This is a genomic window from Amycolatopsis sp. NPDC005232, assembly GCF_040607795.1.
Classification (GTDB): Bacteria; Actinomycetota; Actinomycetes; order Mycobacteriales; family Pseudonocardiaceae; genus Amycolatopsis.
Genome location: NZ_JBEXHL010000002.1, coordinates 171490 through 185376 on the forward strand (window position 1 = coordinate 171490; position 13887 = coordinate 185376).

A 13887-nucleotide genomic window follows, 5' to 3' on the forward strand; every position below is an offset into this window, starting at 1 on the left:
GATCCAGGGTCCGTGTCAGGGTTCGCCACACCCTCAAGACTACGTGTCGGCCGGGTCACACCCGCAGGTGGCCAGCACGTTCGCCCACCGATAAATCAGTCGCGCACCGTGCGTGAAGCGGCTTACCGTCGACAATCGTGCTCTCCGCCACATATCCCTTCGCCTCGCCTCGGCTGCCCGCACGGCCGACGGCCGGCCGCTACCTGCTCGCGGTGCTGCGTTCGCGCCCGTGGCTGGTGGTGACGGCCGCGTTCACGGGCGCCTGCTGGTCGCTGCCCAGCGCGCTGCTGCCGCTGGTGATCGGCCGCGGCATCGACGCGATCGCGGCGGGCGACACCGGCGCGATCTGGCGCTGGGCGCTGGTGGCCGCCGGGCTGGGCGTGTTCCAGGCGGGTTTCGGCACGTGGCTGCACTTCACGTCGTACGGCATGTGGATCCACGGCGCGGGCACCACGCAGCGCCTGGTCACCACGCACACCACGCGCCTGGGTGCGACCCTGCGCGAGGCGACGACGACCGGCAACGTCGTGGCGGTGACGTCGTCGGACATCAACTGGATCGGCAACACCTACGAGGTGATCGGCCGGACCGTGGGCTCCGTGGTGGCGTTCGTGGTGATCGGCATCGCGATGCTGGGCTCGTCGCCGCTGCTGGGCGTCGTCGCGCTGGTCGGCGTTCCGCTGGCGGTGCTCGGGATCGGACCGCTGCTGAAGCCGTTGCAGAAGCGCAAGACGGTGCAGCGCGAGAACCTCAGCGACGTCAACGCGCTGGGCGCCGACATCGTGTCCGGCCTGCGGATCCTGCGTGGGGTCGGGGGCGAGCGGCGGTTCCTGAAGCGGTTCCACGACGCGAGCCAGCTGGTGCGCCGCTCGGGCGTGGAGGTCGGGCGCGCGGAGGCGTGGCTGGCCGCGGCGGCGATCGTGCTGCCGGGCCTGGTCACCGTGGCGATCACGTGGCTGGGCGCGCGGCTCGCGCTCGACGGCACGATCGGCGTGGGCGAGCTGGTGGCGTTCTACGGCGTCTCGGCGTTCCTGGTCGTGCCCGTGGACACGGCCACGGAGGCCGTGAGCGCGGTCAGCTCCGGGCTCGTGTCGGCGCGCAAGATCTGCGCCCTGCTGTCGCTGCGGCCTCGGCTGGCCGAGCCGGCGTCGCCGGTGCCGCTGCCCGCCGGGCCGCTCGACCTGGTGGACACCGAGACCGGCATCCACCTCGAGGCGGGCAAGCTCACCGTCGTCGACCTCGGAGCCGACGCGGAGACGCTGGCCGACCGCCTGGCGCGGTTCACGGACGCGGCCGAGCCCGTGCTGGCCGGCGGTGTGCCCGTGGACCAGGTCGCGTTGGCGGAGCTGCGGGCGCGGGTGGTGTACGCGCACAACCAGGACCTGTGGTTCTCGGGTGTGCTGCGCGAACAGCTGAGTTCCGCGCTGCCGAGTGACGTGAGCGTGGAAGCGGCCCTGTTCGCGGCCGACGCCGACGACATCATCGAGGCGCTGCCCCGGGGTGTCGACGAGCTGATCGGCGAGCGCGGGCGCGAGGTGTCGGGCGGCCAGCGGCAGCGGCTGAGCCTCGCCCGGGCGCTCGCCACGGACGCCGACGTGCTGCTGCTCGACGAGCCGACCTCGGCCGTCGACGCGCACACGGAGGCCCGGATCACCCAGCGCGTCGCGGACCTGCGGCGAGGGAAGACGACCGTGGTGTTCAGCCAGAGTCCACTGTGGACTCACGTGGCGGACGAGGTCGTAAGCGGAAAAGCGGTGACGGTGTGAAACGGCTCCCCCTCGCGTCGGGTCGCGACGTGCGACGCTGGGCGGCGCGCACGGCCGCCGAGCACCGGCGCGAGTTCTCGGTGATGCTCGGGCTGTTCTGCCTCGCGACACTGATCGGGCTGGCCGGGCCGCAGCTGCTCGGCCTGCTCGTGCAGGGTGTCGTCGACGGCAGCAGCACGGTGCGCGTCGACCTGCTGGCCATGGGTTTCGTGGTGGCGCTGGTGCTGCAGGCCTGGGCGAAGAAGGCCGCGCGCCTGCGTGGCCGGATGTTCGGCGAGCGCGTGCTGGCGCAGACGCGCGAACGGTTCGTGGCCAACTCCCTGAGCCTGCCGCTCGGCACGGTCGAGGCCGCCGGCACCGGCGACCTGCTCAGCCGCGCGACGAGCGACATCAGCCGCCTCGACCACGCCGTGCGCTTCGCGGCGCCGGAGATCCTGATCGCGGTGGTGACGGTGCTGCTGACCACGGTCGCGATGATCATCACGTCGCCGCTGCTGGCGCTGGCGCTGCTCGTGGCGCTGCCGCTGCTGGTGCCCGTGAACATCTGGTACCAGCGCCGGATCCCCAAACTGATGGCCTGGATGCTCGACCGCTGGGGCGACCTGCAGTCGGCCACGCACGAGACCGTGGAGGGCGCGCGGACCACCGAGGCCCTGAGCCTCACCGACCGCCGCATCCGCCTCGGCCGCGACGCCTTGGACGAGGCCGTGCTCGGCGAGCGCCGGATGCGCGCGCTGCAGCTGCGGTGGCTGCCGTCGCTGGAGATCAGCTACGTGCTGCCGATCGCCGCGTTGCTGGGCCTCGGGTTCTTCGCGTACTCGCAGGGCTGGGCCCAGCTCGGCACGATCACCACGATGCTCGCCTACGCCCAGGCGATGACGGCGCCGTTGAACGAGGCGCTGTTCTGGATGGAGGACCTGCAGGTGGCGCTGGCCGCGGCGCGGCGGATCCTGGGTGTGCAGCCCGCTCCGGCGCGTTCTGAGGTGACCACGGTGCCGGCCGGGCGCGACATCGAGGTGCGCGACGTCCACTTCGGGTACACAGCCGATCGCGAGGTGCTGCACGGGATCGACTTGTCGGTGCCGCGGGGCGAGCGGCTGGCGATCGTCGGGCCTTCGGGTGCCGGCAAGTCGACGCTGGGCCGGCTGCTCGCGGGCATCTCGGCGCCGACGTCAGGCTCGATTCGCGTTGGTGGCACGGAGGTTTCTTCGCTGGCGGAGGATCTGCTGCGCGGCGAGGTGCTGCTGCTGACGCAGGAGCACCACACGTTCTCGGGTTCGTTGCGGGAGAACCTGTCCCTGCCGGCACGTCGTGATGGCGGGGATTGGACGGACGCGGAACTCCTGGCCGCGTTGACTTCGGCGGGCGCGGCGGACTGGTTCGCCTCCCTGCCGAACGGCTTGGACACGCGGCTGGGCTCCGGCGCGTACGCGGTGCCGGCGGCGTTGGCTCAGCAGCTGGCTCTGGCGCGGGTCGTCCTGGCGGACCCGCACACGCTGGTGCTGGACGAGGCGACTTCGTTGCTGGACACGGGTTCCGCGCGTGAGCTGGAGCGGTCGTTGAACGCCGTACTGGCGGGCCGCACGGTGATCGCCATCGCCCACCGCCTCCACACGGCCGCCGCGGCCGACCGCGTCGCCGTGGTCGAGGGCGGGCGGATCACGGAGCTGGGCTCGCACTCGGAACTGCTGGCGGCCGACGGCCCGTACGCGCGATTGGTGGCTGCGGCCACGTAACCGGTCGCGCGCGTCGGCACGCAGCAGGTTCCCCAGTACAACCAGGGAATCGACTCACGGGTGGTCGGCGACACTCTGGTCGCCGTCAACGTTCGGAACGCCGTGGCGTACGGCCACGACGCTGCCCGCGCCGCAGAAGTGGCCGGACGGAGGCGCCGCCTGCCGCCGCTGGGTGCCGTCGGCGAGGGCATCCAGCGGTGCGATGGACGCCTTGATCAGCCGGGCTGCCGGCAGATCAGTACGTTGCAGTTCGCGTTCGGCGCCAGATCCCTCAGCAGCACGGCCGGATCCAGGTAGTTGACCGGGTTGATGTCGAGGTCCAGCGGCGGCGTGCGGAACGGCCCGGGGTCGGGCACGGGCGTGTCCTGGACGCCACGCAGCAGGATGCGGAAGAAGTTGTAGTACAGGTCCGACCCGGACGGCGACGAGCTGAGCAGGCCGGCCAGGTTCGGTGCCGTGTCGCCGAGCACGCCGGTCCAGGTGACGGTGATGCCGAGGCTCGGGATCATGAAGTTGTTCTGCTGCAACGCTCCGACCATCGCGAACAGGTCGTCGGGGGCACTGCCGATCATCGGGCCCGCCACCGTCTGCGCGTGGGGGAAGTTGGCCGACGTGCACGAGCTGCCGCCGTTGTGCCAGAACAGGAATCCGTAACACGGGTTGGTGGGTGTGTTCGCCCTGGCCTGGGTGATGTAGCTGCTGGAGAGGATGCGTTGCCCGCGCCAGCTGCCGTCGTGCTGCATCAGCAGCCCGAGCTTCGCGAACTGCACCGGCGGGATGAACAGGTTGGCGTAGCCGTAGCTGTTTCCGGCCTGGTCGCGCAGCCAGAGGTAGCTGCCCCGCGGAATTCCGAGGGGGTCGAACAGTTCCCGCTGCGCGAAGTCCTGCAGGTCCTCGCCGACGGCGCGCTGGAGCACCGCCGCGAGCAGGTCGGGGGTGCGCTGGCTGTACTCGAAGTGCGTGCCCGGCTCGTGGGTGAGCGGCTGGGCCATCGCCTCCTGTGCGACGTCGGGATCGAGGCCGATGGACGCCAGCTCCGCCAGGATCGACTCGTCGAGCCCGGAGGTCTGGGTGAGCAGATCGCGGATCGTGATGGCGCGGTGCGCCGCGTCGCCGATGCCCGCGGGCAAGTACTTGCCGATCGGGTCGTCGAGCCCGATCCGGTGCTGGTCGTAGGCGATGCCGGTGAGGATCGAGACGACCGACTTCGTGGCGCTGAAGATTTCCATCGGCACCTGGTCGGTGACCGGGTCGAGCAGGCCGCGGCCGATCCGGCAGTCGTCGCGGAAGATCTGGACGGACGCGCGCAGGTGGGTCTGTGCGTAGGCCACCGCGGCGTCGACCGCGGCGGGGTCCATCGCCTCCTCGGCGGGCGAAGCCGTCGCGAAAGCCGTCCCCTCGGCTGGGAGCTCGCAGCCCTTCCGCGACCCGGCGGTCGCCGTGCCGGGGGCGACCAGCGCCGCCGCCAGCAGCAGTGCCGCGGTGAATGAGGTGACCAGGCGTCGACGCATACCGGCGCTCCTTTGTGCTTGACCTGGCGGTAAAGCTAGCGCAGCTTTACCGCCAGGTAAAGCCGGGTGGATATGCTTGCCGGATGAACCGCTCCACCCGCGCCCGCCCCACCGACGACGAGCTGCTCGATGCCGCCAGGACGGTTTTCGTGGAGTGCGGCTTCCGCGCCACCACCATGAACGCGATCGCGGACCGCAGCGGTTCGACGAAACCCACGCTCTACGCCCACTTCGGCGACAAGAACACCCTCTACCGACGCCTGCTGGACCGCGAGGCCGCGGCCTGCCGAGCGCGGCTGTTCGCCGAGTACGAACGCAACGACGGCCTCGGCCTGCGCACCCAGGTCGCCGCCGACACCCAGGCCCTGTTCGACTACGCGGCCGCCCAACCGGACGGCTTCCGCCTCCTGTTCGGCGTCGACATCACCAGCGACACGATCGCGGTGCGCGAGCTCCTCCTCGCCGACATCGACGAACAGGTCACCCGCCGCATCCGCGCCTACCTCACCGCCCGCGCCCTGCCCCCACGCGACGACGAACGCCGGCTCGCCAACATCCTCGTCGGCGTCGCCACGACCTCCGCCCGCCACGCGATCGACCACGGCCTCGACCTGACGTCGGCGGCTCGCCTCGCCGCGGACTTCTCCACGGCGGCGCTGGTCAACCTCCCAGCCGTGCCATCGAGCTGAACGGCGAGACAGACCCCCGCCCTCCCTAGGCGCGCCCATGTCCATTCTATCGGCCGGCACCGACAAAACCCGCCGCTGAAGCCGCCAACGACGGAGCTGTCCACAACGCGGCCAGGTTGTGGACAACCGCGGGATTACCTGTCTGAACAGGCAAAGAGCGCCTACGCCCGTCGGCATCGTGCCCGCCGCCACCGCGACCCCGCAGATCGAGGTCACCAACGAATCCAGCGGCGCGACGGCTCGGCGGTGACGTCGCCTGCCTCGTGTTCGCCTCCGCGCGCAACCCCGGCGGCGGGTTCCTGAACGGTGCCCAAGCGCAGGAAGAGGCGATCGCCCGCAGCTCGGCGCTCTACGCGTGCCTGCTCGAAGCGCGGGAGTTCTACGAGTACCACCGCGCGAACATCGATCTCCGCTACAGCGACCGCGTCATCCATTCGCCGGGCGTGCCGGTGTTCCGCGACGACCACGGCGCCCTGCTGTCCGAGGCGACAACCATGTCGTTCCTGACTGCGGCGGCGCCGAACCTGGGCGCGATCAAGCGCAATCAGCCGGAACATGAAGCCTCCGCGCCGGCCGTCCTGGAGCGGTGGGCCGAGCGCGTCGTGGAGATCGCCGCGCGCCACGGACACCGCAAACTCGTGCTGGGTGCGTGGGGTTGCGGGGTGTTCGAGAACGATCCGGCGGTGGTGGCCGCCGCGTTCCGGAAGGCTCTCGACGCCCGGCCGTACTTCGAGCACGTCACCTTCGCCGTGCAGGACCGGCGTGCGGGCGAACCGACCTACGCCGCGTTCGCCCGCACGTTCGGCCGGTGAATCAGGCCTTCGCGAACGCGTCGACCGCGCTCAGGAACATGCCGAGCCCGTCGTCCGACGGTCCGGTCAGCGCGTCGATCGCGTGTTCCGGGTGGGGCATGAGGCCGACGATGCGGCCGTTTTCGCTGCGGACGCCCGCGATGTCGTTGCGGGAGCCGTTGGGGTTGCCGTCCACGTAGCGGAACGCGACGCGGCCCTCACCCTCCAGCATGTCCAAAGTGGACTGGTCGGCCATGTAGCAGCCGTCGTTGTTCTTGAGCGGGATGAGGATCTCCGCGCCCTTGTCGTAGCGGCTGGTCCACGCCGTGGTGTTGTCGTCGACGCGCAGCCACTGGTCGCGGCACACGAAGTGCAGGCCGACGTTGCGGATCATCGCGCCCGGCAGCAGGCCGGCTTCGCAGAGGATCTGGAAGCCGTTGCAGATGCCGAGGACCGGCATGCCCTTGCGGGCGGCGTCGATGACCGACGTCATCACCGGCGCGAAGCGGGCGATCACGCCGGCGCGCAGGTAGTCGCCGTAGGAGAAGCCGCCGGGGACGACCACGCCGTCGACGCCGCGCAGGTCGGCGTCGGCGTGCCACAGGGGCACGGCCTCGGCGTCGGCGTAGCGGACCGCGCGGGCGGCGTCACCGTCGTCGAGCGTGCCCGGGAAGGTGATGACGCCGATGCGCGCGCTCACGCGTCCACCCGGCGGATGGTCCACTGCTCGATCACGGGGTTCGCGAGGAAGCCCTCGGCGATCTTGGCGAGCGTCTCGTCGTCGACGGTGTCGTCGACTTCGAGCTCGAAGTGCTTGCCCTGGCGCACTTCCGTGACGCCGGTGAAGCCCAGACGCGGCAGCGCTCGGGCCACCGCCTGGCCCTGCGGGTCGAGGATTTCGGGCTTCGGCATGACGTCGACGACGACTCGGGCCACGGCAGGCTGCTCCTTATTCACGCAGGTCGTGGGGTACGGGCCGAGCGTACTTGACCCGTGGCGCCCGGCGCCCGTCCGGTGCCGCGCACAGAAGCGCAGGTCACAACTGGCCCGCGCCGCGCGGGGGGAGGATGCTGCTCGCGGGGCCTTTCCCCGGCCCGCGTGCTGGGCCATGATGAGTCGTTGACAGCACGCCAACATGAGCAGCTGGAGGCATCGTGGCCGGTCAGGACTCGTTCGACTACGTCATCGTCGGCGCGGGCAGCGCGGGCTGCGTGCTGGCGGCCCGGCTGAGCGAGGACCCGGCCGCTCGGGTGCTGCTGCTCGAGGCCGGCGGCGAGGACACCGCCGACGAGATCCACATCCCGGCCGCGTTCGCGTCGCTGTTCAAGACGCGCTGGGACTGGAACTACGAGACCGTCGAGCAGAAGCACACCGGCAAGCCCGCCTACTGGCCGCGCGGCAAGATGCTCGGCGGCAGCTCGTCGATCAACGCCATGATCTACATCCGCGGCAACCGCGCCGACTACGACGGCTGGCGCGATTCCCACGGCGCCACCGGCTGGGGCTGGGACGACGTGTTGCCGTACTTCAAGCGCGCCGAGGGCAACCAGCGCCTCGGCGGAGCGCTGCACGGCACCGACGGCCCGCTGCAGGTCGAAGACCGCCGCTTCACCCACGAGCTCTCGAGCGCGTGGGTCGACAGCGCCGTGGCCTGGGGCTTGAAGCGCACCGACGACTTCAACGGCGAGACCCAGGAAGGCGCCGGCGTCTACCAGGTCACCTGCAAGCGCGGGCGGCGCTGGTCCACCGCCGACGCGTACCTGCGGCCCGCGCTGACCCGGCCGAACCTGACTGTCCACACCCACGCGCAGGCCACGCGGGTGGTGTTCGAGGGCACGCGCGCGGTGGGGGTGACCTACCTGCACAAGGGCGTCGAGGTCACGGCGCGCGCCGACGCGGAGGTGCTGCTGTCGGGGGGCGCGGTGAACTCGCCGCAGCTGCTGATGCTGTCCGGCGTCGGGCCGGCGGAGCACCTTCGCGAGCTGGGGATCGACGTCGTCGCCGGGCTGGCGGGCGTCGGTTCGAACCTGCACGACCACCCGGCGGCCGGGATCATCTGGTCGACCAAGGGCACCACCGACCTCGTCGACGCGGCCACCCCGGCGGGCCTCATCCGCTGGCAGCTGACGCGGCGCGGGCCGCTCGCGTCGAACATCGGCGAGGCCGGCGCGTTCTTCCCGACCCGCGACGGTCTCGCCGCTCCCGACATGCAGATCCATGTCGCGCCGACGTTGTTCTACGACAACGGTTTCCGCGAGCCCACCCTCCCGGGCTTCACCTCGGCGGCGACTTTGGTCGACGTCGCCAGCCGCGGCCGGTTGCGGCTGAAGTCGGCGAATCCCTTGTGGAAGCCGGAAATCGACCCGGCTTACTACGCGGAGCCGATCGACCTGGACATCATGAAGACGGCGCTGCGGTCACTGATCGACATCGGCAAGTCGGGGCCGCTCGCGCGGTTCCTGGACAAACCCTTCCTGCCCACGACCCACGACCTCTCCGACGACGCCCTCACCGACCACATCCGCGAGAACACCCAGACGCTCTACCACCCGGTGGGCACCTGCGCGATGGGCTCGGACGAGCTCGCGGTGGTCGACCCTTCGCTGAAGGTGCGCGGGGTGGAGGGCCTGCGGGTCGTCGACGCCTCGGTGATGCCGGTGGTGCCGCGCGGCAACACGAACGCTCCGACGATCATGGTGGCGGAGAAAGCCGCCGACTTGATCCGGGGTCGGTCGGCTTAGGTCGGACCCCGGTTTAGGTCGGACCCAAGGCGTTGTCCCAGGTTTGCGCGCAGCTAGGTCGGACCTAGCCAGTGGTCCCGATTGGGTCAGACCTAACCAGTTGTCCCCTGGTGGGCCAGGCCTGACGAGACCGCCCACAGGTAGGTCCGTCCCAACCAACCAGCCAAACCTAGGTCGAACCCAGCCGCCTACCCACAGTCTGGGTCGGACGAACCCGCTTATCCACACCCGGGGTCAGCCCATGGACTTCTCCCCAATTCGGTCGATCCCAGGCGCCTAGCCACACGGTTGGGTTCGACCTAAGTACCTGCCCTAGGTCCAACCCAAGCAGTCGTCCTCAGCCGGGTCCGACCCAGCCAGTTGTCCCCAGCCGGGTCGACCTAGTCAGTTGTCCCCGGCTGGGTCCGACCTAGCCAAGCTGTCCACAGCCAGACCCGTTAGGTCCGACCTAACCAACCTTCCGCAGGCTGTCGCGCGTGAGGTCGGCGAGCGTCGGGTAGCCGTCGACCGCCATGATCAGGTCGGCTTCGGCGAGGAGGCTGCGCAGGACGTGGACGGCGCCGTCCGCACCGCCCAGCGCGAGGCCCCACACATAAGGCCGGCCGACACCTACGGCCCGCGCGCCCAACGCCAGCGCCTTGATGACGTCCGCGCCCGAGCGAACCCCGGAGTCGAACAGCACCGGCGTGTCGCCGGAAGCGTCGACCACGCCGGCGAGGCAGTCGAGCGCCGGGAGCCCACCGTTGGCCTGGCGCCCGCCGTGGTTGGAGCAGTAGATCCCGTCGACCCCGCCGTCGATGGCGCGTCGCGCGTCGTCCGGGTGCTGGATGCCCTTCACGATCAGCGGCAACGACGTCAGCGACCGCAGCCAAGGCAGGTCGTCCCAGGTCAGTGGGTTGCCGAAGAGCTGGGCCCAGAGCCCGACGGCCGCCATCGGGTCCTGCTCGGGCGCCTTGCCGAGGAGCCGGCGGAACACGGGATCCGTGAAGTAGTTCGCGAGACAATGACCGCGCAGCTGCGGGAAGTTCGACGTGCTCAGGTCGCGCGGGCGCCACCCGGTGACCCACGTGTCGAGCGTGACCACGATCCCCTTGAACCCCGCCGTCTCGGCGCGCTGCACCAAAGACGCGGCCAGGTCGCGGTCAGTCGGCGTGTAGAGCTGGAAGAACCCGGGCGTCTCCCCGAACTCGCCCGCGACCTGGTCCATCGGGTCGGCCGAGAGCGTCGACGCGACCATCGGCACGCCCGTGCGCGCGGCGGCGCGGGCGGTGGCGAGGTCGCCGTGGGCGTCCTGTGTGCAGATGCCGACCACGCCCACCGGCGCCATGAACAGCGGCGACGCCAGCTTCAGCCCGAACAGGTCCACCGACAGGTCGCGTTCCTTGGCCCCGACGAACATCCGCGGCACGAGGCCCCAGCGCGCGAACGCGTCGACGTTGCCGCGCTGAGTCGCCTCGTCGCCGGCACCACCGGCCACATAGGACAGCACCGAGGGCGGGAGTGCCTGCGCGGCACGGGCTTCGAGGTCGGCGTAGACCATCGGCATGGTCGGGACGCGGCCGGTGAGCCCGGCGAAGTAGATCTCGTTCTGGAAATCGCCGTAACGCGTCATTCGGGCTCTTTCTGGGGCTCGGGAGGACCGCACCCCGGCGTTCCGGGGTGCGGTCCAGACCCTAGCGCTTGCCGTGCATGACCGTGATGAGCTTGGCGACCAGCGCGTCGGTCGATTCCTTGCGACTGAAGGAAGTCAGGGTGATCGGCGCGGTGAAGCGCTGCCGCGCGACGGCCTTGGTCCGGGCGAACTCGCGCAGGCCCTCCGGCCCGTGGATGCGGCCGAAGCCCGAGTCGCCGACGCCGCCGAAGGGCAGCGACGCGATGCCGGCGAACGAGAGCGGCGCGTTGATCGACGTCATGCCGGTGCGCAGCCGCGTGGCGAGCTCGACGCCGCGGGACTTCGAGAACACGGTGGAACCGAGGCCGTACGTGGTGGCGTTGGCTTTGTCCACAGCCTCGTCCATGTCGCGGACCTTGGCGATGGTGACCGTCGGACCGAACGTCTCCTCGCGCACGGCTTCGGAGTCTTCCGGCACGTCGACGAGAATCGTGGGTTGGGCATAACGATCGCCGACGCTGTCCACACCCCCGAGCACCGCGCGGCCGCCGCGTTCGAGGGCGTCGGCGATGTGGCGGCGGATCACGGCCAGCTGTGAGGGCATGGTGACGGGGCCGTACTGGGCGTCCTCGTCGGAGCCGGCGCGCACGTTCTGCGACTTTTCCACGACCTTGGCGACGAATTCGTCGTGCACGCGCTCGTGGACGTACACCCGCTCGACGCCGATGCAGGTCTGGCCGGAGTTGGAGAAGGCGCCCCAGACGGTGGCGTCGGCGGCGGCGTCGAGGTTGGCGTCGGCGTCCACGAGCACGGGGTCCTTGCCGCCGGCCTCGATCACGACCGGCGTGAGCGTGTTGGCCGCCGCGGCCATAATCTTCTTGCCGGTGGCCGTCGAACCGGTGAACGCGATCTTGTCCACACCCGACGTCACGAGCGCGCCACCGGTCTCGCCGAACCCGGTGATCAGCTGCAGCACCGACTGCTCCGGCACGACCTCGGCGAACGCGTCGACCAGCCACTTGCCGACGCCCGGGGTGTACTCGCTGGGCTTGAAGACCACGGCGTTGCCGGCGGCGAGCGCGTAGGTGACCGAGCCGAGCGGCGTGTACACGGGGTAGTTCCACGGGCCGATCACGCCGACGACGCCGAGGGGCCGGTACTCCACCGTCGCCGCTTGGTTCGACATGAGCAGGCCCGCCGAGCGGCGCTGGCGGCCGAGGTATTTGCGCGCGTGCTTCGAGGCCCACGCGATGTGCTCGATGGCGAGCACGGACTCGAGCTGGGCGTCGGCGATCGGCTTGCCCGTCTCGTCGCGCACGACCTGGCACAGCTGCGGCAGGCGGCGCGTGATCACGCCCTTCCACTGCCGCAACCGGTCGGCGCGCCCCGCGAAGCCCAGCCCGTCCCACCACTCCGCCGCCACGCGCGCCCGCTCGACCGCCGCGCGCACGTCTTCGGCGGTGTGCACCGGGTACGTGCCCACGACCTCGTCGGTCGCCGGGCTGAGCGAATCGAAGGTCTCACCGACCGAGGTCGGCTTCGGCTGGACGGCGGTCATCGGCGTCTCCCCTGCTCTTCGGCGTTGTGGTTCAGGCTACGAGGTTGCTGACGCAGTGCCAATAGTCGCCCGACGCTCCCGTCAGCATCGCACCGGCGGGCACCACGGGGAAAGGGTCGTCGAGACCACCCGATCGTGACCGCGGCCGCGACGCCCAACAGCGGCGCCAGCCACAACGGCAGCACCCCCACAGCCAGCGACCCGAGCCCGAACCCGCACGACTGCACTGTGAACGACACCGAGAACCCTTCCGACCTGCGGTTCTCCGACAGCAGGCGCTGCATGTTGACGGACGCGATCGTCACGAGCGGTCCGGTCGCGCCGCCGATCAGCACGACTCCGGTGATCAAGCCCGCCCAGCCGAGGTTGGCCGCGACGAGCGTCCCGCCGGCCACGAAGCCGGCGAGGAACAGCCTCGGCCCCCGATCACGGCCGCGCCACGCGTAGACCGCGCTGCCGGCGATGCTCGCACCACACAGCAGGGCGACGATTCCCGGCGCCGCCGCGGGCGGTGCGTTGAGTCGCTCGACCAGGGGCAGCGGCGCGACCTCGATCGTCGACAGCAACAGCCCGACGGTGAACTGACACCCGAGCCAGGGCAGGCAGGCTTTGAGTGGCACCTTGGTGCTTGCTTTGGTCCGTGGTTTGACGACCCGCCGGGGCACCAGACACGCGGCGGTGGCTGCCGCGCCCGCCATCGCGAACAACGGCACGAACGGACCACTCACACTCGCCACCGCCACCAGCACCGGCCCGGCCACCAACACCCCGTCGAGAATCATCGCGTCCACAGCGACGGCCTTGGTGAGCTGGTGTTCGTCGACGATCGCCGCCAGCAACGCCCTGAACCCACCTGCGACCCCACCTCCTGCCAATCCCGGCAGGACCACGAGCGCGATCAGCGTTGCTTCGTTCACGTTGGCCTCGGCCGTCATCGCCACGGCGGCCAGCCCCACCGCGACCACCGCGAGCAGCGTCCTGAGGCCGCGGGCCGTCCCCACCCGATCCAGCAACCTCCCCACCGGCACCGCCCCTGCCATCTCGGCCACGACGAACACCGCCATCAACACACCCCCGAACCGATACGACCCGGTCACCGCCGCCGCCACCGTCGTGAACGCGAGCGGTGCCATCCCTGCGGGCAACCGCGCCAACTGAACCCCTGCTGACCAGCGCCAATACGTGGTGGTGAACATGCTTCGGAGCCTGGTTGGGGGGCCGCCTTGCCGGAACTGATTCGTTTCTGGCCGAATGTTGCGGCTCGCTGCTCGACTTATCCACAGGGTGTGGCGAGTTGTGGATAACCAGTGGCTCATGCGGGTCTTTTGTCCGTTTCAGCCGTCGCCGCCCGATAGAATGGGTCTGGGGACGCCCCCCAAGGGAGGGCGGGGGTCTGTCTGGCGGGGCGGGGGTCTGTCTGGCAGGGCGGGGCTTGTCCGGCATCGGGATTGAGTGAGTGAAGCCGCCAGCGTTCGGGTATATC

The 13887-nt window shown here is 70.5% G+C and carries 11 protein-coding genes; 5 read left to right on the forward strand and 6 right to left on the reverse strand.

The genetic code is table 11. The annotated features are described in order from the left end of the window. The first annotated feature begins 137 nt into the window (after positions 1 to 137). Together ABZU76_RS04475 and ABZU76_RS04480 are read left to right on the forward strand one after the other, a co-directional pair. Complete coding sequence (locus ABZU76_RS04475) at positions 138 to 1766, forward strand: ABC transporter ATP-binding protein (protein WP_354865012.1); 1629 nt, start codon at positions 138 to 140, stop codon at positions 1764 to 1766. Continuing rightward, complete coding sequence (locus ABZU76_RS04480; protein ID WP_354865014.1) at positions 1763 to 3502, forward strand: ABC transporter ATP-binding protein; 1740 nt, start codon at positions 1763 to 1765, stop codon at positions 3500 to 3502. Before ABZU76_RS04475 ends, ABZU76_RS04480 begins: the two co-directional genes overlap by 4 nt. 215 nt (positions 3503 to 3717) lie before the next feature. On the opposite strand, the gene ABZU76_RS04485 is transcribed toward ABZU76_RS04480, so the two are convergent. Then, a complete protein-coding gene (locus ABZU76_RS04485) occupies positions 3718 to 5013 on the reverse strand; it encodes a serine hydrolase (protein WP_354865016.1) in 1296 nt (431 codons plus the stop codon). An 83-nt stretch (positions 5014 to 5096) separates the two neighbouring features. Between ABZU76_RS04485 and ABZU76_RS04490 the strand changes: the two genes are divergently transcribed. Then, positions 5097 to 5702 (forward strand): TetR/AcrR family transcriptional regulator, encoded by a 606-nt coding sequence (locus ABZU76_RS04490; protein WP_354865018.1) that lies wholly within the window; start codon positions 5097 to 5099, stop codon positions 5700 to 5702. A gap of 263 nt (positions 5703 to 5965) precedes the next feature. Then, positions 5966 to 6514 (forward strand): TIGR02452 family protein, encoded by a 549-nt coding sequence (locus ABZU76_RS04495; RefSeq protein WP_354865020.1) that lies wholly within the window; start codon positions 5966 to 5968, stop codon positions 6512 to 6514. Position 6515: 1 nt separating this feature from the next. Here the strand turns inward: ABZU76_RS04495 and purQ are convergent, their stop codons facing one another. Together purQ and purS are read right to left on the reverse strand one after the other, a co-directional pair. Continuing rightward, on the reverse strand, positions 6516 to 7193 hold the full coding sequence (purQ, locus tag ABZU76_RS04500; protein ID WP_354865022.1) for a phosphoribosylformylglycinamidine synthase subunit PurQ: 678 nt from the start codon (positions 7191 to 7193) through the stop codon (positions 6516 to 6518). After that, complete coding sequence (purS, locus tag ABZU76_RS04505) at positions 7190 to 7429, reverse strand: phosphoribosylformylglycinamidine synthase subunit PurS (RefSeq protein ID WP_204092648.1); 240 nt, start codon at positions 7427 to 7429, stop codon at positions 7190 to 7192. The genes purQ and purS overlap by 4 nt, the downstream gene beginning before the upstream one ends. A gap of 218 nt (positions 7430 to 7647) precedes the next feature. Between purS and ABZU76_RS04510 the strand changes: the two genes are divergently transcribed. Beyond that, the gene (locus ABZU76_RS04510; protein ID WP_354865025.1) at positions 7648 to 9234 is read left to right on the forward strand and encodes a GMC family oxidoreductase N-terminal domain-containing protein; all 1587 of its coding nucleotides are present in this window, start codon (positions 7648 to 7650) and stop codon (positions 9232 to 9234) included. Between the two features lie 448 nt (positions 9235 to 9682). Here ABZU76_RS04510 and ABZU76_RS04515 read toward each other — a convergent pair whose 3' ends face one another. From ABZU76_RS04515 to ABZU76_RS04525, 3 genes are all read right to left on the reverse strand, one after another. Beyond that, the gene (locus tag ABZU76_RS04515; protein WP_354865027.1) at positions 9683 to 10846 is read right to left on the reverse strand and encodes an alpha-hydroxy-acid oxidizing protein; all 1164 of its coding nucleotides are present in this window, start codon (positions 10844 to 10846) and stop codon (positions 9683 to 9685) included. A gap of 61 nt (positions 10847 to 10907) precedes the next feature. Further along, entirely contained in the window at positions 10908 to 12404 is a 1497-nt protein-coding gene (locus ABZU76_RS04520; protein ID WP_354865029.1) for an aldehyde dehydrogenase family protein, read from the reverse strand. After that, the gene (locus ABZU76_RS04525) at positions 12401 to 13537 is read right to left on the reverse strand and encodes an MFS transporter (protein WP_354865975.1); all 1137 of its coding nucleotides are present in this window, start codon (positions 13535 to 13537) and stop codon (positions 12401 to 12403) included. Before ABZU76_RS04525 ends, ABZU76_RS04520 begins: the two co-directional genes overlap by 4 nt. Positions 13538 to 13887 lie beyond the last annotated feature (350 nt).

Bases quoted from the DNA above. Each gene is read 5' to 3' on its own strand.
- ABZU76_RS04520 (WP_354865029.1), bottom strand. From the start codon at position 12,404: ATGACCGCCGTCCAGCCGAAGCCGACCTCGGTCGGTGAGACCTTCGAT.
- ABZU76_RS04525 (WP_354865975.1), bottom strand. From the start codon at position 13,537: ATGGCACCGCTCGCGTTCACGACGGTGGCGGCGGCGGTGACCGGGTCG.
- ABZU76_RS04485 (WP_354865016.1), bottom strand. From the start codon at position 5,013: ATGCGTCGACGCCTGGTCACCTCATTCACCGCGGCACTGCTGCTGGCG.
- ABZU76_RS04490 (WP_354865018.1), top strand. From the start codon at position 5,097: ATGAACCGCTCCACCCGCGCCCGCCCCACCGACGACGAGCTGCTCGAT.
- ABZU76_RS04515 (WP_354865027.1), bottom strand. From the start codon at position 10,846: ATGACGCGTTACGGCGATTTCCAGAACGAGATCTACTTCGCCGGGCTC.